Raw genomic sequence first — 23,846 nt, 5'->3', positions numbered from 1 at the left:
ACAAGAATTTCGTCAGCCGATATCAAGACGCAGGAGATCCTCCTCCGTCTCCCGGCGGACGATCACCCGGGCCGAACCGTCCCTGACGGCCACCACGGGGGGCTTGAGTGTGTGGTTGTAATTGCTGGCCATCGAACGGCAGTACGCGCCGGTGGCCGGCACCGCGAGCAGGTCGCCCGGCACCAGGTCGGCGGGCAGGAAGGCGTCCCGCACCACGATGTCACCGGACTCGCAGTGCCTGCCCACCACTCTGACCAGCATCGGCTCCGCCTCGCTGGTGCGCGAGACCAGGGCCACGGAGTACTCGGCGTCGTACAGCGCGGTGCGGATGTTGTCCGACATCCCGCCGTCCACACTGACGTAGGTGCGCAGGCCCTCCAGCGGCTTGACCGTGCCGACCTCGTACAGCGTGAACGCGGTCGGGCCGACGATCGCGCGGCCCGGCTCCACACTCAGCCGGGGCACCGCCAGTCCGGCCGCCCCGCACTCCCGGCGGACGATCCCGGTCAGTGCGACGGCGATCTCGGCCGGCTCGCGCGGGTCGTCCTCGCTGGTGTACGCGATGCCCAGGCCGCCGCCGAGGTCGATCTCCGGCAGCTCGATCCCGTGTTCGTCGCGGATCTCGGCCAGCAGGCCGACCACCCGGCGGGCGGCCACCTCGAAACCGGCGGTGTCGAAGATCTGCGAACCGATGTGGGAGTGGATGCCGCGCAGCTCGAGGCTCGGCTGCGCCAGCACCCGGCGGACGCCCTCGGCCGCCGCGCCCCCGGCCAGTGAGAGGCCGAACTTCTGGTCCTCGTGCGCGGTGGCGATGAACTCGTGGGTGTGCGCCTCGACTCCGACGGTGATCCGGATCAGCACCGGCTGCCTGGTCCCGTGGCGCTCGGCGACCGCGGCCAGCCGCTCGATCTCCTGGTACGAGTCGAGCACGATGTGCCCGACGCCCGCCTTGACCGCCTGCTCCAGCTCGCCCACCGACTTGTTGTTGCCGTGCAGCGCGATCCGCTCCCCCGGCATCCCGCCGGCCAGCGCGACGGCCAGCTCGCCGCCGCTGCACACGTCGACGTTCAGCCCCTCCTCGTGCAGCCAGCGGACCACCGCCTTGGAGAGGAACGCCTTGCCCGCGTAGTACACGTCCGCGTCGTCGCCGAAGGCCTCCCGCCACGCGCGGGCGCGGGCGCGGAAGTCCGCCTCGTCCATGACGTACGCCGGGGTGCCGAACTCGGCCGCCAGCGACCGGACGTCGAGCCCGCCGACGGTGACCACGCCCGCCGCGTCGCGGCCGACGGTGCGGGACCACACCTTGGGATCGAGGGCGTTCGGATCGCTCGGCGGGGCCAGGTGGTGGCCCTCGGTCAGCACATCGCCGTGACGCGGTCCTGCGGGGTGTGCGGAGCGGCTCATCTCGGCTTCTCTCCCTGGCACTCGGTACTTGCGGAAGGGGGCGGTGACAGTCCGGCCGGACTGTCACCGCCCCCCGGCGGCGCGGGGCCCCGGCTACATCCGCTCGGGCGCGGACACGCCGAGCAGGGCCAGACCGTTGGCGACGACCGTGCGCGTGGCGTCGGCCAGCCAGAGACGGGCGCGCGTGAGGTCCGTGACCTCCTCGTCGCCCTTGGGCAGGATCTGGCAGTGGTCGTAGAACCGGTGGTACTTCGGAGCCACGTCCTCCTCCAGGTACCGCGCGACGCGGTGCGGCTCGCGCAGCTCACCGGCCGTGGCCAGGATGCGCGGGAAGTCGGCCAGGGCGCCCAGCAGTTCGGACTCCCACTCGGTGCTCAGCAGCTCCGGCTTGAAGTCCTCGGCCGAGCCCTTGGTGATGCCCATGCTCTCGGCCTTGCGCTGCACGCCGCACATCCGGGTGTGCGCGTACTGGATGTAGAAGACCGGGTTCTCGCTGGTCTGGCTGGTCAGCAGGTTGATGTCCAGCGTGATGGTGGAGTCGGTGGAGGAACGCGCCAGCGTGTAGCGGGCGGCGTCCACGCCGATCCAGTCGACCACGTCGTCGATCGTGATGATGTTGCCGGCCCGCTTGGACATCCGGACCTCTTCGCCGTCGCGAAGCATCTTCACGAACTGGCCGATCTTCACCTCGATGTTGCGGTCCATGTCGTCGCCCGCGCAGGCCACGATGGCCTTGAGCCGGTTGACGTAACCGTGGTGGTCGGCGCCGAGCATGTAGACCGAGACCTCGCTGCCGCGGTCCCGCTTGCTCAGGTAGTAGGCGGCGTCGGCGGCGAAGTAGGTGGTGTCGCCGTCGGCCTTGATCAGGACGCGGTCCTTGTCGTCGCCGAAGTCGGTGGTGCGCAGCCAGATCGCGTCGTCCCGGTCGAAGACGTGGCCCTGCTCGCGCAGCCGCTCGATGGCCTTCTCGACCGCGCCGGAGTCGTGCAGCGACTTCTCCGAGAACCAGACGTCGAAGTGGGTGCCGAACTCCTCCATCGAGCGCTTGATCTCGGCGACCATGAGCGCCAGGCCCTGCTCGCGGAAGACTGATCGCTGCTCGTCCTCGGGCAGGTCGAGCAGGCCGGGAACGGCGTCGGTGATCGCCTTGGCGATGTCGACGATGTACTCGCCGACGTAGCCGTCGGCCGGAACCGGGCGGCCGTTGGCGGCGGCCTGCAGCGAGCCGGCGAACTTGGAGATCTGCACGCCCGCGTCGTTGAGGTAGTACTCGGTGGTGACGTCGGCGCCGGTGGCCCGGAGGATGCGGGCGAGCGAGTCGCCGACGGCCGCCCAGCGGACGCCGCCGATGTGGATCGGACCGGTCGGGTTCGCCGAGACGAACTCCAGGTTGATCTTCAGACCCTTGAGCGCCTCGTTGCGGCCGTACGCCTCGCCGGCCGCGACGATGGTCCGGGCCAGCTCGCCGGCGGAGGCGGCGTCCAGGGTGATGTTCAGGAAGCCGGGGCCGGCGATGTCGACCTTCGCGATACCGGTGACCTCGCGCAGTCGGGCGGCCACCAGTTCGGCCACGGCTCGCGGCGGCTTACCGGCCGGCTTCGCGAGCTGGAGGGCCACGTTGGTGGCGTAGTCGCCGTGGTCCCTGTTCTTGGGCCGCTCGACCGTCACGTGCTCGGGCACGGCGACGGCCAGCTCGCCCGCCTCGACGGCGGCGCTCACTGCGGCCTGGACTGCCTGGGAAAGCTCTGCGGGGGTCACGACGCCAAGCCTAGGCGAGAGGGGCGGTGTGCCCGCACCCGGTTTACCCTTCCGGGCGCCCGTGCCGCACCCGTCGGCGTCCGGCCGTCACTCAGGGGAGGTCTGTTCGCCGAGAGCGAAACCCTCCGGAGCCGTCGCCGAAGCCGTACGCGAAGCGGCGCTGGCCGCTCCCCCCGGAGTCACGCAGCGCCATCAGCCGCCACACCAGCGCCACCAGGTCCGCCGGATCGAACGGCTTGCCGAGGTAGCCGTCCACCCCCACCGACTCCCCCCTGGCCAGATCGGCCGGGGTGCAGGCGCTGACGATCGCGATCGGCAGCCGGCTGGTCGCGGCGGACGCCCGCAGCCGGGCCGCCGTCCGCAGGCCGTCCAGCCTGGGCATGACCACGTCCAGCGTCACGACGTCCGGACGCACCCGGCGGACCACCTCCAGGCACTCGGCCCCGTCGGCGGCGGTCACCACCTGGAAGCCCTCCAGCTCCAGGTTGACTCTGATCAGCCGGCGGATCACCTCGCTGTCGTCCACCACGAGGACCCGCCCGGACGTCGCGGACACCACCTCACCGAGGGTAGCCACGCCCCCGCCCGCCTGTCCGCGCTTTCCCCGACTTGCGCCGGTCCGCCCACTGCCCCGCCGCCGAGCCGCCCGCGGGCCCCCCGGCGGCCTCCGCCGCCCGCCTCGCGATCTCGTTCCGGAACCCGTGCACTGATCACTCCGTGAGCCTGGTAGTGTTCTCCACGTCGCAGCAAGCAGTCGGCGACACAAGGCAGGCCCCCGTAGCTCAGGGGATAGAGCACCGCCCTCCGGAGGCGGGTGCGTAGGTTCGAATCCTACCGGGGGCACTTCGCAGGAAGTGCGGTCAAGGCCCAGGCGGCGGAGTTACTCCGCGGACCTGGGCCTTCGTCATGTCGCGCCCCGAAAACCCGCGCCACCGCTCCCGGTGCCCTCCCCTCGGACCGTCAGAGGCGCGCCCGGACCACGACGCCGGGCCCCGTACGCACGGGTGGCGCCGTCGGCGGGACCAGGAAGATGCTTCGGGCCGAGATCCCGGACCCCCGTGGGCACGCCCCCGCCGCTCCCCGGCTCCACCGGAAAGTCCACCCCGGAGTGGAGCCGCTCCACCCCGCCCGGGTGGGACCTTCCAAGCAGCTCATGCCAGTTGGCCACCATGTTCCCGGGGAGAGACAGCCATGGCGGATTGGATGCGTACGGCCTTCAACGACACGTTGTGGGTCTGGGTGACCGCGGAGGGGCTGCTGCAGATGCGGCAGCGGCTGCGGAGCGGACGGACCAGGCAGAACGAGTGGCGGAGCCTGCTGCTGTTCGCCGCGCTGACCGTCGCGGGCTTCGGGCTCGCCGTGCCGGTCGGACGGGCGCTGCCCGCCCTGTCGTACCCGGTGGGCGGGGCCGCCCTGGTGGCCCTGCTGGTGCTCACCTGGGCCGGGATGGCGCTGCGGCTGTGGTCGATCCACACGCTCGGCCGGTACTTCCGGGGCACCGTCCACATCCAGGAGGGCCACCGGGTGGTCGACTGGGGGCCGTACCGCCACCTGCGGCACCCCGCCTACACCGGTGCCCTGCTGGCCGCGCTGGCGCTGGCGGCCACCTACGGCAACGCGGCTTCGTGGCTGCTGGTGGCGCTCTGTCTCGCACTCGCCGTCGGATACCGGATCCGGGTGGAGGAACGGGTCCTGTTCGCCGCCCTGGGCGAGGCCTACGAGGCGTACGCGGCCCGGACGAAGCGGCTGGTCCCCGGCGTCTGGTGACACCGGGGACCGGCGGGGCCGGCGGCCGTCAGGTGTTGTCGGCGACGGCCTGCTGGTAGAGGTCCCCTATGACCTTCTCGAAGGTGGCGCTGTAGGAGACGTCGTCGGTGTCACCGCCCTGCTGGTAGCCGCCGATGACGCCGATCACCTTGTTGGTGTCGGTGTCGATCCACGGACCGCCGCTGGTGCCGCCGGGGAAGGACGGGCAGTCGATCCGGCGCTGGTGGTCGCTCTGCTTGGTCGTGTCGTTGGTGCAGAGGATGGGCTCCTCGGTGTTGGCGGGGTAGCCGTAGAGGCGGACCCTGGCACCGAAGTCCACGTTGAGGGCGAGGTTGTTGGCGCCGACCACGTCCTCGACGGCGCGGCCGTTGCTCGGGGCCACCTGGAGGATGGCGAAGTCCTCGTCCTGGTTGCCGTCCTGGGTCCAGCCGGTGGTCTGGTAGAGCTTGGTGACCTGCCAGGTGCCGTACGGGCTCTGCCCGTCGCGGTAGCCGGGGGCGAAGTAGAGGTCGTCGGTGTTGGACGCGCAGTGGGCCGCGGTGAGCAGCAGGTTCTTGCTGCCGCTGTGCAGCACGCTGGCGGTGCAGAAGTGGTTGCCGCTGGGCGCCGACCCGCTGTAGAGCGCGCCGACCCGGGAGGACTCGTCGGTGACGGGGGCGACGGCGGTGGTCCCGGGGGCGGGACTCAGGGACGGCAGGTCGGAGGGGACGCCGCTGGACGACGGTCCCGCGGCGGCGGACTCGTCGGGGGCACCCTGCGCGCTCGGCGTCCTGGTCGCGGGGGCGGCGGAGGCCTGGCCGGCCGTGGCGTGGCTCAGACCGCCCGCCAGGTGGTGGCCGAAGGCGGTGGTCTCGCTGGTGATGGTGGTCGCGCCCGCTATGGCGGCGGCCGTACCGAGAATGAGGAGGGTGGTCATCGCCACGGGGCGACGGTTCATGCGCCGGCCTGTCCTTCGATGACGGCTCATCAGGTAGGTCACTCCTGCCCAGCATACGGTTTGCCACGCGCCCGGTGCTCTGCGGCGTATGTTCCGACTATGCGGTGATCAGCTGGAAATCCCGTGATCCTATGCTGGGAAAGATGTGAGAATCACCGGTCCGGCGCCGCCCGTCCGGGGCCGGAAACCTCCGGCGACCGTTGACGGGCAACAATATTGACGCAACATCAGTTCGACTTCTCGGCGATGGCCGACGGGTGCACCCGGGCGGACTCTTCCGCGGGTGCGGGAGCCGCGCGACCGCCCCGGCCCGCTGCCGGGCCGGTCGCGCGGCTCCCCCTGGGCGCACCCGGGCTCAGAGCGCGCTGAGCTCGGCGACCAGGTCGTCCAGGCCGAGCGAGCCCTGCGAGAGGGCCGCCATGTGCCACGCCTTGAGGTCGAACTCCTCGCCGCGGGCCTCGGCCCTGGCCTTGGCCGCGGCACGGCCCTGCAGCCAGGCGCGCTCGCCGAGCTTGTAGCCGATCGCCTGCCCCGGCATGCCGAGGTAGCGGACCAGCTCGCTGTCCAGGAACTCGGACGAGAGCCCGCAGTACCGGCCGAAGAACTCCCGGGCGTCGTCCGGGAGCATCCGCTCGCCCGGCTTGTACGGCGAGTCGGCGGGGAAGTCCAGGCCCACGTGCATGCCGATGTCCACGATCACCCGCAGCGCGCGCATCATCTGCGCGTTCAGGTAGCCGAGCCGGTGGCCGGGGTCGGTGAGGTAGCCCAGCTCGTCCATCAGGCGCTCGGCGTACAGCGCCCAGCCCTCCAGGTTGGCACTGACCCCGCCCAGGGTGACCTGGTAGGTCGAGAGCCGGTCGGCGACGTACGTCCACTGGGCCAGCTGGAGGTGGTGGCCGGGAACGCCCTCGTGGTACCAGGTGGAGACCAGGTCCCAGACCGGGAAGCTGTCCCTGCCGAGGGTGGGCAGCCAGGTGCGGCCCGGGCGGGAGAAGTCCAGCGAGGGGGCGGTGTAGTACGGCGCGGCGGCGCTGCCGGGCGGGGCGATCTTCGACTCGACCTTGAGCAGCGGGTCGGCCAGGTCGAAGTGCGTGCCCTGGAGGTCGTTGATCGCCTGGTCCATCAGGCCCTGGAGGAAGGCGCGGGCCTCCTCCTCACCCTTGACCGCCGGGCCGTCGGTCTCCAGCCACTTCATGGCCTCCATCGGGGTGGAGCCCGGGCGCACCTTCTCCGCCTCGGCGCGCATCTGCGCGTCCAGGTCGTGGAACTGGCTCCAGGCCCAGGCGTACGCCTCGTCCAGGTCGAGCTCGGCACCCGTCCAGTACCGCACCCAGCGGGCGTAGCGCTCACGGCCGACGGCGTCCGGGGTCCCGGCGGCGGCCGGACCGTAGACGTCGCGCAGCCAGTCGCCGAGCTCGGCGATGGACTCGGTGGCCGCCACGGCGGCGGCGCTCAGGGCCTCGTGCTGCGCCTCGGGGGCGCCCTGGACGAAGGTGCCGAACCAGCCGCCGGGGACCTCGCCCTCCACCCACTCGGCGATCTGCCCGATCACGGTGGTGACCTGGCGCGGACCGGCCAGCAGACCGCGCTCGACACCCTCGGCGAGCCGCTCGCGGTACTGCCGCACCGCCAGCGGGACCCGGGCCAGCCGGCGGCCGATGACCGCCCACTGCTCGTCGGTGTCGGTGCCCATCAGGGTGAAGGCCTCACGCAGGCTGTGCAGCGGAGAGCCGAGGTTGCGTACGGCGCGGAAGTTCTCGCCCGCGTCGTCGACGGCGAGTTCCGCGGTGAGCCGCTCGCGCAGCAGGCGCGCGCAGCGGCGCTCGGCGTCGTCGAGCTCGGTGCCGGCGGCCTCCACCTCGTCCAGCTGCGCGAGGGTACGGCGGCTGAGGTCCGCCACCTTCTCCTGGCCGGCCGGGGAGAGGTCGGGGAGCCGGTCGTCCTCGGGGTTGAGTCCGAGGTACACCGCGACCAGCGGGTCGAGGTCGGCGAGCTCGTGGACGAAGGCGTCGGCGATGCGGCGAGGGGTGCTGCCATCCGCGTGAGAGTCGATCAGTTCTTCAACCATTCGGCCATCTTTTCGCAGCTGAGCCGGTTTTCAAGGGGCTTTTGCATGTTGCTTGACCGTTGCGGCCCGATCGGCCTCCGGTGCCGTTCGGAGCCGGCCGGCTTCCCCCGGGCCGGACGGCGGCGACCGGGACCGTCGGAGGCACACGAACCGGTCAGTGGTGCCGGGCGGAAGTGGAGCGGCCCGGCTCTCCCGGGGCGGCCTGTCCCCTCGCCCGGTCGCGGCTCGGACGCGGACCCTGTCCGGCCGCCCGTGATCCGACGGCAGGACGGGAGGGCCCCGCCCGAGTGGTTCCGGGCGGGGTCCTGAGGGCGGGTTAGGCAATGATCGTTTCGGTTGACGATGCCCGCCCCGGACTTCCGAGGCTACAGCGGCCCCGAACCGCACCCCGAGCCGGGCCGACGGCGGTCGGGATGCCGCGGAGCGGGCCGGCGGCCTCGGCCGGGCGACCGGCGGAGGCCGGCCGGCGGGCCAGGCCGTACCGGGCGCACAGGGCACACGGGTCGTCCGGAAGGCACTCGCCGGCGAACTCGTCCACCGGCGGGAGCAGTTCACGGATCGCCGCGGCCGGATCACCGTCCGCGCCGAGCACCCGGCGATACCGCGCCCTGAGCTCCCGCCGCGATGCCCAAGTGCCGCCGGATCGAACGGAGTTCGCTCGGAGTCCGGGTCGGCGTCCAGACCGGCGGCGGCACCCGGGCACCACGGCGGGCGGGGCCGAATATCCGGCCGGGCCCCGGGGCCGTCCAGCGCTACCTGCGGTTCTCCAGCAGGTCCTTGAACTTCTCCAGGTCGCTCCGGACCGCCTCCTCGATCGCGTGGACCTGGGCGAACCCCTTGGGACCGCCGAAGGTCGACCGCACGGCCTCCGCGTCGTACTCCAGCCGGATCTGGAGCTGGGTGTGCTCCTCGTCCAGCGGGTTCACGGCGAAGGCGCACTTCAGCTCGGGCTTGTCCACCGTCCAGTCCATGACCTGACCGCCGCGGTCGGCCAGTCTGGTCTCGAACGCCTGCTCTTCGTCGCCGATCCGGACGTCGAGATGGGCTCGGCTGCTGCCGTGTGCGGCGGCACTCCTCACGCCCTCCACGAACTTCGGATACTCGTCGATGCGGTGCAGCTGCGCCCAGACCTCCTGCGCCGGCACATCGATGTCGATCTGTTCTTCGAGCCTGCTCATCGGAAGCCTCGCCTCCCGGCCCGGCCACCCGGGCCATCGGTACCTTCCAGCCTGCGCTGATGCCCGCCACCCGGCAACCAACGGGCTGCCGACGGCCCGGATCACCCGCTCCCGGGCAGCCCCGGCGGGTTGATCTCGGAGCTGGGGACGGCCTCGCCCTCCAGGCCCCAGCGCTTCAGCACCTGGGCGTACGTACCGTTCTTGATCACCGCGTCGATCGCCCCGGCGAGTGCCTTGACCAGGCCGTTGTCCTTCCTGGTGGCGGCCGCGATCTTGCCGAGCACCTGGTCGCCGCCGCCGGAGTAGGTGCCGATGACCTCGGTCTCGCCGGTCTGCACCGCGTGGAAGGCGGCGGTCGGGTTGGGGCCGAGGTAGGCGTCGATCCGGCCGGAGGAGAGGGCGAGGTAGTAGTCGGAGGAGTTCTGGAAGTACTTGATGTCCACCGGCTTGCGGCCCGCCCTGACGTTGGCCTCGTTCCAGGCGACCAGCAGCTTCTCCTGGTTGGTGCCGGAGGAGACGGCGATGGTGTGCCCGGCGACGTCCTCGGGCCCGTTGATCCGCCAGCCGCCGCCCTTCTTCGCCTCGAAGCCGAGGACGTCCAGGCGGTACGTGGCGAAGTCGTACTTCTGCTTGCGGGCCTCGGTCACGGTGATGTTGGTGATGCCGACGTCGTACTTGCCGCTGTCCAGCCCGACGAAGACGTTCTCCCAGGAGACCGGGTTGAGCTCGACCTTCAGGCCGAGGACGTCGCCGATCAGGTAGGCGATGTCGGGTTCCACGCCGATGACCGTCCTGTCGTCGGTGGCGCGGAAGTCCAGCGGCGGCACCGAGCTGACCGAGTCGACCACCTGGAGGGTGCCGCGTCCGCGGATCTCCTCCGGGACGAGGGCGGCGATCGCGTCCACCTTCGCCGTGGTCACCCGCTTCTGATCGGCCGTCAGGTTGACCTTGGTCCCGTCCGGCGCGACGTCGCTCCGGGCGGCCCCGGCCCCGGCCAGGGCAGTGTCCGGGCCGCTGCCGCAGGCCGTCAGCAGCAGGGCGGCCGCCAGGGCGGCGGAGGCGGCGAGCAGGGCGCGGCGGGGCGGTGTCATGTTCTGGCTCCAGCGGTGACGGGGTTCACAGGACCTTGGAGAGGAAGGCGCGGGTGCGCTCGTGCTGCGGGTCGTCCAGGACGGCGGCGGGCGGGCCCTGCTCGATCACCACTCCGCCGTCCATGAAGACCACGGTGTCGGCCGCCTCGCGGGCGAAGCCGATCTCGTGGGTGACCACGATCATCGTGGTGCCGGTGCCGGCCAGGCCCTTGATGACGTCCAGGACCTCGCCGACCAGCTCGGGGTCGAGCGCCGAGGTGGGCTCGTCGAAGAGCAGCACCTTGGGCTCCAGGGCGAGCGCACGGGCGATGGCGACCCGCTGCTGCTGGCCGCCGGAGAGCTGGCGCGGGTAGGCGTCGGCCTTGTCGGCCAGGCCGACCCGGGCGAGCAGCTCCAGCGCGTGCGCACGGGCGGCCGCCCTGGGCCGGCGCAGGGCGGCCACCGGCGCCTCGACGAGGTTCTCCACCACGGTGAGGTGCGGGAAGAGGTTGAAGTTCTGGAAGACGAAGCCGATGTGGGTCCGCTGGCGCAGCACCTCGCGTTCGCGCAGCTCGTGGAGCTTGCCGCCGACGCGCCGGTAGCCGATCAGCTCGCCGTCGATGGCGACGTGGCCCCGGTCGAGCTTCTCCAGGTGGTTGATCGAGCGCAGCAGGGTGGACTTGCCGGAGCCCGAGGGTCCGAGCACCACCGTCACCGACCCGGCGGGCACCTGGAGGTCCACGCCGCGCAGCACCTCCAGCCGGCCGAAGCTCTTGTGGACGCCGCGGACGTCCACCATGGTCGTGCTCATCTCAGCGGTCTCCGATCGGGGTCGGTGCGGTCGGTGCGGTCGGCGGGGTGGTCCGGAGCCGGTCGGCGAAGGCGCGGGCGCGCTGCAGCGGTGTCGGCGGCGGGGTGCGCTCGGCGCCCCGGGCGAAGTAGCGCTCGACGTAGTACTGGCCGATCGTCAGCAGCGTGGTCAGCACCACGTACCAGACGGTGGCCACCATCAGCAGCGGAACCACCCGCCCGGTGCGGCCGTAGATGACCTGCACCTGGTAGAAGAGCTCGCCGATCGCCATCACGTAGACGATCGAGGTGCCCTTGAAGAGCGAGATCACCTCGTTGCCCGCGGTCGGCAGGATCGACCGCATCGCCTGCGGCAGTACGATCCGCCAGGCCTGCCGCAGCCGCGGGATGCCGAGCGCGGCTGCGGCCTCCAGCTGCCCGGCGTCCACCGCGAGGACCCCGGCCCGGATGATCTCGGCGGCGTACGCGGCCTGGTGCAGCGCCAGCCCGAGCACGGCCGCGCCGAGGGCGCCGAGCAGGTCCACGGTCTCGAAGGTGAACACGGTCGGGCCGAACGGGACGCCGATGCCGAGCCGCCTGTAGAGGTAGGAGAGGTTGAACCAGAAGACCAGCTGGACGATGAGCGGGATCGAGCGGAACGCCCAGATGTAGGTCCAGGCGATGGTCTGGAGGATCGGGCTGCGGGAGAGCCTCAGCGCGGCCACCACCGCGCCCAGCGCGAAGCCCAGGACCGTGCCGTAGCAGGTGAGTTGGACGGTGATCCAGACCGCCTTGAGGATGGTGCCGGCGGTCAGGAAGGCGCTGAAGGTCTGCCAGTCCCAGCCCGGGTTGGTGGCCAGGCCGTGCAGGAACTGGGCGGCCACGACCAGCGCCGCCGCCCCGGCGAGCCAGCGCCAGGGGTGCCGGGCGGGGACCACGGGCAGGTCGGCGAGGCCGTCGGTCACCCTGGCGGGCGGCGGGGTCCCGGTGGTGGCGGTGCGGGCGGCGGCGGTGGTCAAGGGGGGCGCTCCTTCGAGGGGGACGGACGTCACTGGTGCTCGGGCGGGTTGATCCTCGACTCGGTGACGGCCGAGTCCTCGGTGCCCCACTTCCGCAGGATCCGGTCGTACGTCCCGTCCTTGATCAGCTGGTTGACCGCCGCCTGGAACGCCGGGGTGAGCGGCGAGCCCTTCTTGAAGGCGAAGCCGACGTCCAGCCGGTGGAACTCGCTCAGGAAGCGGGTCCCGGAGGCCGGCTGGGACGCCTGGTAGCGCAGGCCGTTGATGGTCGACATCACCGTGTCGACCTTGCCCTGGCGGAGGCTGGTGAGCAGCGCGCCGCCGTCGGAGTACGCCTTGACCTCGTACGGCTTCTTCCCGACGTCGGTGCAGACGTTCTTCCTGGCGTTGAGCGTGGACTCGAAGGTGGTGCCGACCCCGGTGCCGATGGTCAGGCCGCACAGCTGGACGAGGTCGGTGACGGGCGGCAGCGAGGTGTCCTCCTTGCGGACCGCGAAGCCCTGGCCGTCGTCGATGTAGGTGACGAAGTCGACGCTCTTCAGCCGGGCCGCGGTGACGCCGAAGTTGCCGGTGCCCACGTCGTACTTGCCGCTGCCGAGGGCGGGCAGGATGGTCTCGAAGGCGGCGGTCTCGTGCTGGACGGTGATGCCGAGCACCCCGGCCACGGCGTCGGCGACGTCCACGTCCAGACCGGCGGCCTTCCGGGTGGCCGGGTCCGGGTAGAAGGCGGTGGGCGGGCTGCCGACCGCGCCGCCCAGCCGCAGGGTGCCCGCCCTGCGGACCTCCTCGGGCAGCAGGGCGGCGACGGCGTCGACCTTCCGCACCCCCGAGACCACGTCCTGGCCCGCCGCCGCGACGGCCGAACTCCCGGCCACGGCAGCCGTGTCGGTGGCGGCCGGGGTGGCGCCGCAGGCGGTCAGCACCAGGACGGGCAGCAGGGCGGCGGCGGCCGGGAACGGGCGTCTCACGGGATCCGGTCCTCTCGTACGTCAGTCGGGGTCGGTGGGTGTCCGGTCGGTCAGGTGCTTCTCGAACGGCAGCGGGCCGAGGGCCTCGGCCGTCACGTCGAACAGCGGGGTGTAGCCGGCGGCCAGGTAGAGGCCCCTGGCCTCGGGCTGGAGCGGTCCGGTGGTGAGGTGGATCCGCCGGTAGCCGGCCTGCCGTGCGGCCGCCTCCAGCTCGGTCAGCACCCGGCGGGCCAGGCCCCGGCGGCGGTGCTGGGAGTGCGTCCACACCCGTTTCAGCTCGGCGGTGCGCTCGTCGTACCGCATGTACGCACCGCCGGCCACCGGCTCGCCGTCCTCCAGCAGGAGCAGCAGCAGGCCGTCCGGCGGCGCGAACGCGGCGGCCGGGTAGCGGGCCATCTCCTGGTGCGCGGACGGCCCGTAGCGGCTGACGTACTCATGGGTGAGCTCGCGTACCAGGGGTTCGGTGATCCGGTCGTCCAGGCCGACCCTCCGGACCTCGGTGAGCAGCCTCATACCTGAGCCGCGAGCAGCTGCCGCCGGTCGTTCTCCCGGGCCGCCTCCTTGGCGGCGCGCTCGGCGTCGCGCTTGGCGACCTCCTCGCGGACGATCGGGATCACGTACCGGCCGAAGTCGATCGCGTCGTCCAGCAGGTCGTAGCCGCGGGCGGAGAGGATGTCCACGCCGAGGTCGTAGTAGTCCAGCAGCGCCTGCGCGACCGTCTCGGGGGTGCCCACCAGCGCGTTGGAGTTGCCGCCCCCGCCGGTCGCGGCGGCAGTCGGGGTCCACAGCGCCCGGTCGTACCGCTCCCCGGCCTCGGCGATCTCGATCAGCCGCTGGGAGCCGGTGTTCTCGGGCTTCTCCCCGTTCAGCCGGCGGTGCCGGACCAGGCCGTCGGACTTCCGGGCCTTGATCCGGTCCACCGTCCGGTACGCCTTCTCCCAGGCGAGCTCCTCGGTCGGCGCGATGATCGGCCGGAACGCCACCTGGATCCTCGGCACGTCGCTCCGCCCGGCCGCCCGCGCGGCCTCCTTCACGTTCTCGATCTGCTCGGCGGTCCGGGCCTGCGGCTCGCCCCACAGGCAGTAGACGTCCGCCTCGGCGCCGCCGGCCGCGTACGCCGCCGGCGAGGAGCCGCCGAAGGAGACGCCCGGCCTCGGCTGCTGGACCGGGAAGACGTCGGAGACGAAGTCGTTGAAGCGGTAGTACTCGCCCTCGTGGTCGAAGGGCTCGTGCGTGGTCCAGATCTTCTTGACGATCCGGATGTACTCGCGGGTGCGGTCGTAGCGCTGGTCCTTGGTGAGGAAGTCGCCCTCGCGCTGCTGCTCGTGGTCGTTGCCGCCGGTGATGAAGTGCACGGTGAGGCGGCCGTCGCTGATCTGGTCCAGGGTGGCGAAGGTCTTGGCCGCGAAGGTCGGGTACGAGACGTTCGGCCGGTGGGCGAGCAGGATCTGCAGCCGGTCCAGCCTGGAGGCGAGGAACGCGGCACCGGCCGCCGGCTCGGGCGAGCCCGAACCGTAGGCGAAGAGCACCCGGTCCCAGCCGTGCTCCTCGTGGGCGCGGGCCAGGCGCAGCGTGTAGTCGCGGTCGAAGGCGGCGGTGGTGCGGGCGTTGGTCTCCGAGCCGTCGCCGGTGGCGGCGATGCCGAGGAACTCGACGGGCATGGGGAAGGGCCTTTCGGTAGTGCCCGCCGGCCGGAGGCGGCGCACGCGGGCAGGGTGCGGCGCGGCGGCGGCCGGACAGGCTCGGGTGGAGTCGGGGGGAGCCGGAAGGGGCGGCGAGTGACGGCGGATCAGCTGGAGTGAGCGGGGAAGGCGGCAGCGTGCGCCTGCGAACCGTCCGGGCGGACGGCGGTCCCGGCCCGCGAACGGGGCACCGAGGGAGGTCTCCGAGGGAGAGGGAGGGCCGGTCAGACGGCCCGCTGCCGGGTCAGCCGCAACACGCGGCGGACCACACCCGACCGAAGTCGATGTGGCCGCGCGTGACCAGGGGCTGCTCGGCGTTCATGCCGTCAAGTTGAACAGTGACTCTCGGGATCCGTCAACCACCGTCTGTTGCGGGAAAGTTGCAACTTAGACCGACCGGTCCGGCGCGCCTCTCAGCGAGGCGCCACCCCACCGGGGGCGCGGCCGGTCCGCCGGTGCGACCGCCGCCCGGTGTCCCTTGACAGTGCCGGTTCGGGCATGCGTACGATCCTGCCGGAGTGAGTGTGCACTGAGGAGCCCGCCAAGTCGCGTCGGCTCCGGCCGCGTTGAGGGGCGCGGCCAGTGCGTGTGACGGCCGTTGCCCGGTACGCCCACCTCTGGAGCCCCTCTGATGGCCACCACGCACGACCTCCTGCCCGCCTCCGCCCCACCGCTCGCCCCCGCCGCCGAGGCCGAGGCGCCGATCGTGCCGCGCCGCCGCCCGGGCCGGCTGATCGCCTCCGCCGCCGTGCTGCTGCTGTTCGCGCTGCTGCTCGACTCGGTCGTACGGAACCAGGCCTTCCAGTGGGACGTGGTCGGCCGGTACTTCACCACCGCCGCGATCGTGAACGGCCTGGTGCTCACGCTCTGGCTGACCGCCGTCGTGATGGTGCTCGGTTTCGCCCTCGGCACCCTGCTCGCCGTCTGCCGCCTCTCCGGCAACCCGGTGCTGCGGACGCTGAGCTGGGGCTACGTCTGGGTCTTCCGGGCCACCCCGCTCCTGGTCCAGCTGCTGTTCTGGTTCAACATCGGCGCGCTCTACCCGACCGTGAGCCTGGGCATCCCGTACGGCCCCGAGCTGTTCAGCGTGAAGACCGTCAACCTGCTCGGCCCCACGCTGACCGCCGTGATCGGGCTGACCCTGCACGAGGCCGCGTACGCCGCCGAGGTGGTGCGCGGCGGGCTCCTCTCGGTCGACCAGGGCCAGTTGGAGGCCGCCCAGTCGCTCGGGCTGCGCCGCTCCCGGGTACTGCGCCGGATCGTCGTCCCGCAGGCGATGCGCTCGATCGTGCCCGCCGCCGGCAACATGCTGATCGGCACCCTCAAGGGCACCAGCATCGTCAGCGTGCTCGCCGTACAGGACCTGCTGTACTCGGCGCAGGTCATCTACAACCAGACCTACCAGGTGATCCCGCTGCTGCTGGTCGCCACCCTCTGGTACGTCGCGGTCACCAGCGTGCTCTCCGTCGGGCAGTACTACCTGGAACGCCACTACGCGCGCGGCACCACCCGGGGCGCCCTGCCGCCGACCCCGCTGCAACGCCTCCGCTCGTACGCCGACTCGGCGACGGGAGGCCGGCGTTGAGCACCCTGGCGATCATCGGCGCGGGCCCGCGCGGCACCGGACTGCTGGAGCGGATCGCCGCCAACGCCGCCGAACTGCTGCCCGCCGACCGGCACCTGGAGATCCATGTGGTCGATCCGCACCCGCCGGGCGGCGGGCGGATCTGGCGGTACGAGCAGTCACCGCTGCTGCGGATGAACTCGATGGCCGAGGACGTCACCATGTTCACCGACGAGTCCTCGGCCGTCGAGGGGCCCGTCCGGCCGGGCCCCTCCCTCGCCCGATGGGCCCGCAGCCCCGAGGAGTTCGCCCCGTACGTCCCGGTCGCCGACCCCGCCGTACGGGCGGAGCTGCGCACCCTCGCCCCCACCGACTTCCCCACCCGCCGGGCCCAGAGCGCCTATCTGGACTGGGTGTTCCGCCGCGCGGTCGCCGACCTGCCCCCGCACATCACCGTCACCGTCCACCGGGACACCGCCCGCTCGGTCACCGGACCCGCCGACGGCCCGCAGCTGGTGCGGCTCTCCGACCGCGTGCTGGCCGCCGACCAGGTGGTGCTCACCATCGGCCACCTCGACTCCGCGCCCGAACCGCAGCACGCCGCCGCGGCAGCCTTCGCCGCCCGGCACGGCCGCTTCCACCTGCCGCCCGCCTTCTCCTCCGACGTGGACCTCTCCGGTGTCGCCCCCGGCGAGCAGCTGATCCTGCGCGGCCTGGGCCTCGCCTTCGTCGACCTGGTCGCCCTGCTCACCGAGGGACGCGGCGGACGCTACGAGGAGACCGCCAGCGGGCTGCGCTACCGCCCCTCCGGACGGGAACCGGTGATCCACGCCGGCTCCCGGCGCGGCGTCCCGTACCACTCCAAGACCGGCTACCGGCTCCAGGGCCCGCCCGCACCGCTGCCCCGCTACTTCGACGCCGCCGTGGTCGACGGCCTGATCGCCCGACCCGGACGGCTCGAACTCCGGCGCGACGTCTGGCCGTTGATGGCCAAGGAGATCGGCTTCGGGCACTACCACGAGCTGTTCCACGCCCACCCCGAACGCACCACGCTCCCCTGGACCGACTTCCTCGCCCGCTACGACCGCCACGGCTGGTACGAGCCCCGCCTCACCGACCTGATCGCCGAGTCCGTTCCCGACCCGGCCGACCGGCTCGACTTCGAGGCCCTCGACCGCCCACTGGCCCACCTCCGCTTCACCGGCCCCGAGGAGCTCCAGCGGCACCTGCGCGACCACATCACCGCCGACGCCGACCGCCGCGCCGACCCCGGACACAGCGCCGACCTCGGCGCCTTCCTCGCCCTGCTCTCGCTCTACACCCAGCTGCCCCGGCTGACCGCCGCCGGACGGCTCACCGCGCACTCGGTCGCCACCGAACTGGACGGCTGGTGGACCGGGTTCTTCAGCTTCCTCGCCTCCGGGCCGCCCGGGTTCCGGCTGCGCCAGCTGCTCGCCCTCTCCGAGGCGGGCGTACTGCGGTTCCTCGGCGCGGACCTCCGGGTCGAGGAGGACGAGTCGACCGGCACCTTCCTCGCCACCAGTCCGAGCGTGCCCGGGCACACCGTCCGGGCCACCGCCCTGATCGAGGGCTACCTCCCCAGGCACGCGCTGGAGAGGACCGGCGACCCGGTCCTGCGCGCCCTGCACCGCAGCGGCCGGATCCAGGAGGAGGTCGTGGCCGACGCCGGCCACACCCACCGCTCGGGCCTCCTCACCACCGCCCCCGCCGACGGCCGCGTCCTCGACCCCGCGCTCGACGGCGGACCGCACCCCCGGCGCACCGCCCTGGGCCCGCACACCAACGGCCGTGCCTACGCCGCCTTCGCCCGTCCGCTCACCAACGCCCCCGCCTTCCGCCAGAACGACGCCGCCGCCCGCACCCTGCTCCGCGCCCTCGCGGGCGGGACCGATGCCGCGTACCCCGGACGGCTCCGGCACGGGAAGCCGCGCGCGGCGGACGGTACCGATGCCGCGCTCTCCCCCGGCCGCCACGGCCTGCCGAGGAACCCGGCCGCGCCCCGGACGGCTCCGGCACTGGAACACCCGCCCGAAAAACTCCCCCTCCCCGGCCGGGCGTCGTAGGTGAAAGGATTGCCGCCGGTCCCGGCGAGGGTGCGGGGGCCCTGGTGAGCAGGAGGTGGCAGTCATGGCCAAGCAGGCCCCGCAGAGCGACCCGGTGCAGGACGCACCCCAGGTGTCCCCACCCCAGCGCGCCGCCGCCGGCCTGCCCGCGATCGCCCACACCCTCCGCATGGCCGGCGCCCAGATGAGCCCCGGCCGCACCCTCGCCACCCTCACCAAGGTGAACCAGCCGAACGGCTTCGACTGCCCGGGCTGCGCCTGGCCCGAACCGGGCAAGACGCACACCGCCGAGTTCTGCGAGAACGGCGCCAAGGCGGTGGCGGAGGAGGCCACCGAACGCCGGCTCACCGCCGACTTCTTCGCCGCCCACCCGGTCGCCGACCTGGCCGGGCGGTCCGGCTACTGGCTGGGTCAGCAGGGCCGGCTCACCCAGCCGATGCTGCTGGACGAGGGTGCCACCCACTACCTCCCGGTCTCCTGGGACCGCGCCTTCGCCATCGTCGCCGAGGAGCTGCGAAGCCTCGACACCCCGGACGCCGCCGCCTTCTACACCTCCGGCCGGACCAGCAACGAGGCCGCCTTCGCGTACCAGCTGTTCGCCCGGCAGCTGGGCACCAACAACCTGCCCGACTGCTCCAACATGTGCCACGAGTCGTCCGGTTCGGCCCTCACCGAGACCCTGGGCGTGGGCAAGGGCAGCGTCCACCTCAAGGACCTCTACCAGGCCGACCTGATCATCGTGGCCGGCCAGAACCCGGGCACCAACCACCCCCGGATGCTCTCCGCACTGGAGCGTGCCAAGCGGGCCGGGGCGAAGATCGTCAGCGTCAACCCGCTCCCCGAGGCCGGTCTCGAACGGTTCAAGAACCCGCAGAACGCCCGCGGCCTGATCGGCCAGGGCACCAAGCTGACCGACCTCTTCCTGCAGATCCGCCTCGGCGGCGACCTCGCGCTCTTCCGCGCCCTCAACCGGATCCTGCTCACCACCGAGGGCGCCGCCGACCACGACTTCATCGCCGAACACACCCTCGGCTTCGAGGAGTTCGCGGCCGAGGCGGGGACCACCGACCGTGCGGAGGTGGAGGCCGCCACCGGACTGCCGTACGGGCAGATCGAGGAGCTGTCCCGGCTGGTCCTGGCCTCCGAGAAGATCATCGTCTGCTGGGCGATGGGCCTGACCCAGCACAAGCACTCGGTGCCGACCATCCGCGAGGTGGTCAACTTCCTGCTGCTGCGCGGCAACGTCGGCCGCCCGGGCGCCGGGGTCTGCCCGGTGCGCGGGCACAGCAACGTGCAGGGCGACCGGACCATGGGCATCTTCGAGCGGCCCAGCGACGCCTTCCTGGACTCCCTCGGCAGGGAGTTCGGCTTCGAGCCGCCGCGCCACCACGGCCTGGACGCGGTGGACACCATCAGGGCGATGCGCGACGGCCGGATAGGGGTCTTCTTCGCGATGGGCGGCAACTTCGTCGCCGCCACGCCCGACACCGAGGTGACCGAGGCGGCGATGCGCCGCTGCCGGCTGACCGTGCACGTCTCCACCAAGCTCAACCGCTCGCACGTGGTCACCGGCGCCCGCGCGCTGATCCTGCCCACCCTCGGCCGCACCGACCGGGACCGTACGGCCAAGGGCGACCAGTTCGTCAGCGTCGAGGACTCGATGGGCGTGGTGCACTCCTCGCGCGGACGGCTGCGCCCGCCGGGCCCCGAGCTGCTCTCCGAGGTGGCGATCGTCTGCCGGCTGGCCCGCGCCGCCCTCGGGCCGGAGAACCCGCTGCCCTGGGAGGAGTTCGCCGCCGACTACGACACCGTCCGGGAGCGGATCGCCCGGGTCGTACCGGGCTTCGAGGACTTCAACACCAGGGTGCGCCGCCCGGGCGGCTTCACCCTCCCGCACGGTCCGCGCGACAGCCGTACCTTCCCGACCGCCACCGGCAAGGCCAACTTCACGGTCAACCCGCTCACCGCCCCAGAGGTCCCGGCGGGCCGGCTGCTGCTGCAGACACTGCGCTCGCACGACCAGTACAACACCACCGTCTACGGCCTGAACGACCGTTACCGGGGCATCACCGGCGGCCGCCGGGTGGTCCTGGTGAACCCCGCCGACGCCGCCGAACTCGAACTGGCCGACGGCGGTTACGTGGACCTGGTGAGCGAGTGGCGGGACGGCGTGGAGCGCCGGGCGCCGCACTTCAGGGTGGTGCACTACCCGGTGGCCCGGGGCGGGGCGGCGGCGTACTACCCGGAGACCAACGTGCTGGTCCCGCTGGACTCGACGGCGGACATCAGCAACACGCCCACCTCCAAGGCCGTGGTGATCCGCTTCGAGGCCGACACCGCTCCCGACGGGGCGGCACCGCCCGCCTGACGGCCGGGCCCGACCGGTGCCGGGGCCCGGCCCCGGCACCGGTCAGCGCGGGCGGGCTCGGGTGCCGGTCAGCGCGGGCAGGCTCGTGCTCCGGTCGACTCCCGTTCCGGTCGACTCCTGTTCCGGTCGACTCCTGTTCCGGTCGACTCCTGTTCCGGTCGACTCCTGTTCCGGTCGACTCCGGTTCCGGTCAGCTCCGGTTCGAGGGCGACGGGGAGTCCGAGGGCGAGGGCGAGCCGGACGGCGAGGGCGAGGCGGACCCGGACGGGGAGCCTGAGGGCGTGCCCGGCGCGGCGGCCGAGGGCGAGGCCGACGGCGAGTTCGACGGAGTGCCGGACGGAGTGCCGGACGGCGTCCCGGTGGGCTGCGGGGAGTTGGTCGGGGCGGGCTTCGGCAGGGTGGACGGCTTCGCGGGCTTGATCGGAGTCACCTCGTCCGCCGCCGCGGCCACGGCGGCCGGCACCTTCCACGCCCCGCCCTGCTCGTCCGCCGCCGCCCCCGGGTCGGGCCGGACCGCGCCGAGGATCGGCAGCATCCCGACCGGCGAGATCTTCACCACCGACCCGGTGTGCGGGGCCTGCACCACCAGACCGCCGCCGATGTACATCGCCACATGGGTCGCGTCGACGTGGTAGATCACCAGGTCGCCGGGCCGCAGCTGGTTGAGCGGCACGTGCTGGAGCCCGGCCCACTGCTCCTGGCTGGTCCGCGGGATCGGACGGCCCGCGTGCAGCCACGCCTGCGAGGTCAGCCCGGAGCAGTCGAAGACCTCCGGCCCCTCCCCGCCCCAGACGTAGTCCTTGCCCAGCTGCCCCAGCGCGTACGCGACCGCCTTGCGCCCGGCGGCCGACGGGGTGCGCTCCCCCTGGCCGAGCGCACCGGAGGCGAGGAAGGCCAGCTGCGCCTCGTCGGCCTGCTCCTTCTCCAGCTGAGCCAGCTCGTCGCGCTGCGCACCGGTGAGCGAGCCCACCATGTCCTCGACGTCCTGCAGCCGCTTGGCCGCCTCGTTCTTGGCCCGCTCCTGCTGGGTGGCCAGCGCCTGGGCCTGCACCTGTGCACTCTGGGCCTGCCGCTGCAGCCCGTCCAGCTCATCCCGGTCGGCCTTCAGCTTGTCCAGGAACACCGACTGCGACCGCCCGGCCGCCTGCAGCAGCTCGGCGACCACCACCGCCTCGTACGGGTCCTTGGCCAGCAGCAGATCGGCGAACTGGGAGGCGTTGCCGTTGCGGTACTGGGCGGCGGCGAGCTGGGCCGCGAGGTCGGAACCGGCGTCCACGGCGGCCTGCTGCTTCGCCAGCCGGACGCCCAGGTCGGTGACGGCGGCCTGCTGCTTGCGGAGCCTGTCGACGCCGGTGTTGTACGTCTCGGTGGCCGCCTCGGCCTCGGTGTAGAGCTGGTGCAGCCGCTGCAGGAGCGGGAGGAGCGTGGCCTTGGCACCGGCCAGGGGATCGGCGCCGGGTGCGACGGTGACGGTGGGCCCGGGCTCCGGGGCCGCGTACGCCGCACCGGCCGCCGGCAGCGCGAGGGCGGCCGCCGCCAGCACGGCCCCGCAACGCAGCGCGGCGCGCACCCATGGCCTGGTGCGGGTTGCCCCGCCGCCGGTCGTCTCGACCTGCTGTGCCGCAGCGCCCATCGGCCGGCCCTCCCCTGCCCGGCGGCGCCGGACTTCGTTACCCACGAGTTACCGGCTGATCCTGCCATGCCCGGGCCGTCACAGACAGAGGCTGTCCATACCGGACTGATGAATTCTCAGGTCCGCTGTGAGTCCCGTCTCACCCGGATCCCGTCAAATCGTCTGATCACCGACAAATGCCCACGTCAGAGGCTCGGCCGTCATGTTCCAGCCCCCTCTGCGCAACCGTCACGCCATGATCGGAACCACAATTCCCGGTCCAGTTCACCTTCCGTTCACCAACCGTCCCTACGGTCCCGCTGTCAGCTCTGTCAGGTCGACAACTACGACGATTGTTTGGGTATGGAACACATCACGTTCCTGGTGGCCGTTGTGATCATCACGGCGCTCGCCTTCGACTTCACCAACGGCTTCCACGACACTGCCAACGCGATGGCCACCTCCATCGCCACAGGAGCACTCAAGCCCAAGGTCGCGGTCACCATCGCGGCGGTCCTCAACTTCGCCGGTGCCTTCCTCTCCGTGAAGGTCGCCAGCACCATCTCCGGCGGCATCGTCAACGAGAAGGCGGGCATCCAGCCTTCGATCATCTTCGCGGCGCTGGTCGGCGCCATCCTCTGGAACCTGCTGACCTGGCTGAGGGGCCTGCCCTCCAGCTCCTCGCACGCGCTCTACGGCGGTCTGATCGGCGCCACCGTGGTCGGCACCGGCATGAGCGGCGTGAACTTCGGGACCGTACTGTCCAAGATCGTCATCCCGGCCGTGGCCTCCCCGATCGTGGCCGGTCTGGCCGCCTGGGGCGCCACCAAGCTGGCCTACCTGGTGACCCGGCGCACCGACGAGAAGGCCACCGACAAGAGCTTCCGCAAGGGCCAGATGTTCTCGGCCTCGCTGATCTCGCTGGCCCACGGCACCAACGACGCCCAGAAGACCATGGGCATCATCACCCTGACCCTGGTCTCCGCCGGTGCCCTGCACAAGGGTGCGACGCCGCCGGTCTGGGTGATCGCCACCGCCGGTGCGGCCATCGCGCTCGGCACCTACATGGGCGGCTGGCGGATCATCCGCAACATGGGCTCGGGCCTGGCCGACATCCGTCCGCCGCAGGGCCTGGCCTCCGAGAGCGCCTCCGCCACCGTCATCCTGACCTCCTCGGCCATGGGCTACGGCCTGTCCACCACCCAGGTCTGCTCCGGCGGCATCATGGGTGCCGGCCTCGGCGGCCGCAACCCCCGGCTGAACTGGGCCATGGCCCGCCGCATGGTCTACACCTGGGGCCTGACCCTGCCCGCCGCCGCCGTCGTCTCCGGCCTCGCCGCCGTGATCGTGGACCAGGGCACCTGGGGTGTCGTACTGGTCGGCGCGGCCCTGGTGATCGGCTCGGGCGCGATGTACCTCGTCTCCCGCCGCCAGCCGGTGCACGCGGACAACGTCAACGACGTGACCTCCGTCAGCGCCACCGCGCCCGTCGAGACCGTCGAGGTGGCCCCGGCCTCCCCCGCCACCACCCCGACCGCCGCCTCGACCACCGTCGCAGCCTGATCCCGGAAGGCAGTC

The 23,846-nt window shown here is 72.3% G+C and carries 18 protein-coding genes and 1 tRNA gene; 6 read left to right on the top strand and 13 right to left on the bottom strand.

Annotated elements, in window-relative coordinates; all coding sequences use genetic code 11:
* Nucleotides 1-12 precede the first annotated feature (12 nt).
* The 3 genes from lysA to ACSMTC_RS23710 form a co-directional block, all read right to left on the bottom strand.
* The gene (gene lysA, locus ACSMTC_RS23720; RefSeq protein WP_436561728.1) at nt 13-1,404 is read right to left on the bottom strand and encodes a diaminopimelate decarboxylase; all 1,392 of its coding nucleotides are present in this window, start codon (nt 1,402-1,404) and stop codon (nt 13-15) included.
* 93 nt (nt 1,405-1,497) lie between these two features.
* On the bottom strand, nt 1,498-3,162 hold the full coding sequence (gene argS / locus ACSMTC_RS23715; RefSeq protein ID WP_436561727.1) for an arginine--tRNA ligase: 1,665 nt from the start codon (nt 3,160-3,162) through the stop codon (nt 1,498-1,500).
* 91 nt (nt 3,163-3,253) lie between these two features.
* On the bottom strand, nt 3,254-3,718 hold the full coding sequence (locus ACSMTC_RS23710) for a response regulator (protein ID WP_436564789.1): 465 nt from the start codon (nt 3,716-3,718) through the stop codon (nt 3,254-3,256).
* Nucleotides 3,719-3,933: 215 nt separating this feature from the next.
* Between ACSMTC_RS23710 and ACSMTC_RS23705 the strand changes: the two genes are divergently transcribed.
* Together ACSMTC_RS23705 and ACSMTC_RS23700 are read left to right on the top strand one after the other, a co-directional pair.
* Nucleotides 3,934-4,005, top strand: a tRNA-Arg gene (locus ACSMTC_RS23705).
* A gap of 348 nt (nt 4,006-4,353) precedes the next feature.
* A complete protein-coding gene (locus ACSMTC_RS23700) occupies nt 4,354-4,929 on the top strand; it encodes a methyltransferase family protein (protein WP_436561726.1) in 576 nt (191 codons plus the stop codon).
* A gap of 28 nt (nt 4,930-4,957) precedes the next feature.
* On the opposite strand, the gene ACSMTC_RS23695 is transcribed toward ACSMTC_RS23700, so the two are convergent.
* From ACSMTC_RS23695 to ACSMTC_RS23655, 9 genes are all read right to left on the bottom strand, one after another.
* Nucleotides 4,958-5,866 carry a trypsin-like serine peptidase gene (locus ACSMTC_RS23695; protein WP_436561725.1) on the bottom strand — a complete coding sequence of 303 codons (909 nt, stop codon included), beginning with the start codon at nt 5,864-5,866 and terminating at the stop codon, nt 4,958-4,960.
* 355 nt (nt 5,867-6,221) lie between these two features.
* A complete protein-coding gene (locus tag ACSMTC_RS23690; RefSeq protein ID WP_436561724.1) occupies nt 6,222-7,934 on the bottom strand; it encodes a DUF885 domain-containing protein in 1,713 nt (570 codons plus the stop codon).
* 752 nt (nt 7,935-8,686) lie between these two features.
* A complete protein-coding gene (locus tag ACSMTC_RS23685; RefSeq protein ID WP_436561723.1) occupies nt 8,687-9,112 on the bottom strand; it encodes an SRPBCC family protein in 426 nt (141 codons plus the stop codon).
* A gap of 101 nt (nt 9,113-9,213) precedes the next feature.
* Nucleotides 9,214-10,203, bottom strand: a complete 990-nt coding sequence (locus ACSMTC_RS23680) for an ABC transporter substrate-binding protein (RefSeq protein ID WP_436561722.1) — start codon at nt 10,201-10,203, stop codon at nt 9,214-9,216.
* A 25-nt stretch (nt 10,204-10,228) separates the two neighbouring features.
* On the bottom strand, nt 10,229-10,993 hold the full coding sequence (locus tag ACSMTC_RS23675) for an amino acid ABC transporter ATP-binding protein (RefSeq protein ID WP_436561721.1): 765 nt from the start codon (nt 10,991-10,993) through the stop codon (nt 10,229-10,231).
* A gap of 1 nt (nt 10,994) precedes the next feature.
* The gene (locus ACSMTC_RS23670; protein WP_436561720.1) at nt 10,995-11,990 is read right to left on the bottom strand and encodes an amino acid ABC transporter permease; all 996 of its coding nucleotides are present in this window, start codon (nt 11,988-11,990) and stop codon (nt 10,995-10,997) included.
* A 29-nt stretch (nt 11,991-12,019) separates the two neighbouring features.
* Nucleotides 12,020-12,958, bottom strand: a complete 939-nt coding sequence (locus ACSMTC_RS23665) for an ABC transporter substrate-binding protein (protein ID WP_436561719.1) — start codon at nt 12,956-12,958, stop codon at nt 12,020-12,022.
* Nucleotides 12,959-12,979: 21 nt separating this feature from the next.
* A complete protein-coding gene (locus ACSMTC_RS23660) occupies nt 12,980-13,471 on the bottom strand; it encodes a GNAT family N-acetyltransferase (protein ID WP_436561718.1) in 492 nt (163 codons plus the stop codon).
* The gene (locus ACSMTC_RS23655; RefSeq protein WP_436561717.1) at nt 13,468-14,619 is read right to left on the bottom strand and encodes an LLM class flavin-dependent oxidoreductase; all 1,152 of its coding nucleotides are present in this window, start codon (nt 14,617-14,619) and stop codon (nt 13,468-13,470) included. The genes ACSMTC_RS23660 and ACSMTC_RS23655 overlap by 4 nt, the downstream gene beginning before the upstream one ends.
* 652 nt (nt 14,620-15,271) lie before the next feature.
* Here ACSMTC_RS23655 and ACSMTC_RS23650 point away from each other — a divergent pair.
* From ACSMTC_RS23650 to ACSMTC_RS23640, 3 genes are all read left to right on the top strand, one after another.
* Nucleotides 15,272-16,225 (top strand): amino acid ABC transporter permease, encoded by a 954-nt coding sequence (locus tag ACSMTC_RS23650; RefSeq protein ID WP_436561716.1) that lies wholly within the window; start codon nt 15,272-15,274, stop codon nt 16,223-16,225.
* Complete coding sequence (locus ACSMTC_RS23645) at nt 16,222-18,288, top strand: FAD/NAD(P)-binding protein (protein ID WP_436561715.1); 2,067 nt, start codon at nt 16,222-16,224, stop codon at nt 18,286-18,288. The genes ACSMTC_RS23650 and ACSMTC_RS23645 overlap by 4 nt, the downstream gene beginning before the upstream one ends.
* Nucleotides 18,289-18,352: 64 nt before the next feature.
* Nucleotides 18,353-20,656 carry an FdhF/YdeP family oxidoreductase gene (locus ACSMTC_RS23640; RefSeq protein WP_436561714.1) on the top strand — a complete coding sequence of 768 codons (2,304 nt, stop codon included), beginning with the start codon at nt 18,353-18,355 and terminating at the stop codon, nt 20,654-20,656.
* 190 nt (nt 20,657-20,846) lie between these two features.
* On the opposite strand, the gene ACSMTC_RS23635 is transcribed toward ACSMTC_RS23640, so the two are convergent.
* Nucleotides 20,847-22,289, bottom strand: a complete 1,443-nt coding sequence (locus tag ACSMTC_RS23635) for a C40 family peptidase (RefSeq protein WP_436561713.1) — start codon at nt 22,287-22,289, stop codon at nt 20,847-20,849.
* Between the two features lie 342 nt (nt 22,290-22,631).
* Between ACSMTC_RS23635 and ACSMTC_RS23630 the strand changes: the two genes are divergently transcribed.
* On the top strand, nt 22,632-23,831 hold the full coding sequence (locus ACSMTC_RS23630) for an inorganic phosphate transporter (RefSeq protein WP_436561712.1): 1,200 nt from the start codon (nt 22,632-22,634) through the stop codon (nt 23,829-23,831).
* Nucleotides 23,832-23,846 lie beyond the last annotated feature (15 nt).

Source organism: Kitasatospora sp. HPM-01-4, from assembly GCF_051374625.1.
GTDB lineage: Bacteria > Actinomycetota > Actinomycetes > Streptomycetales > Streptomycetaceae > Kitasatospora.
This window is presented reverse-complemented; position numbering and strand designations above follow the sequence as displayed.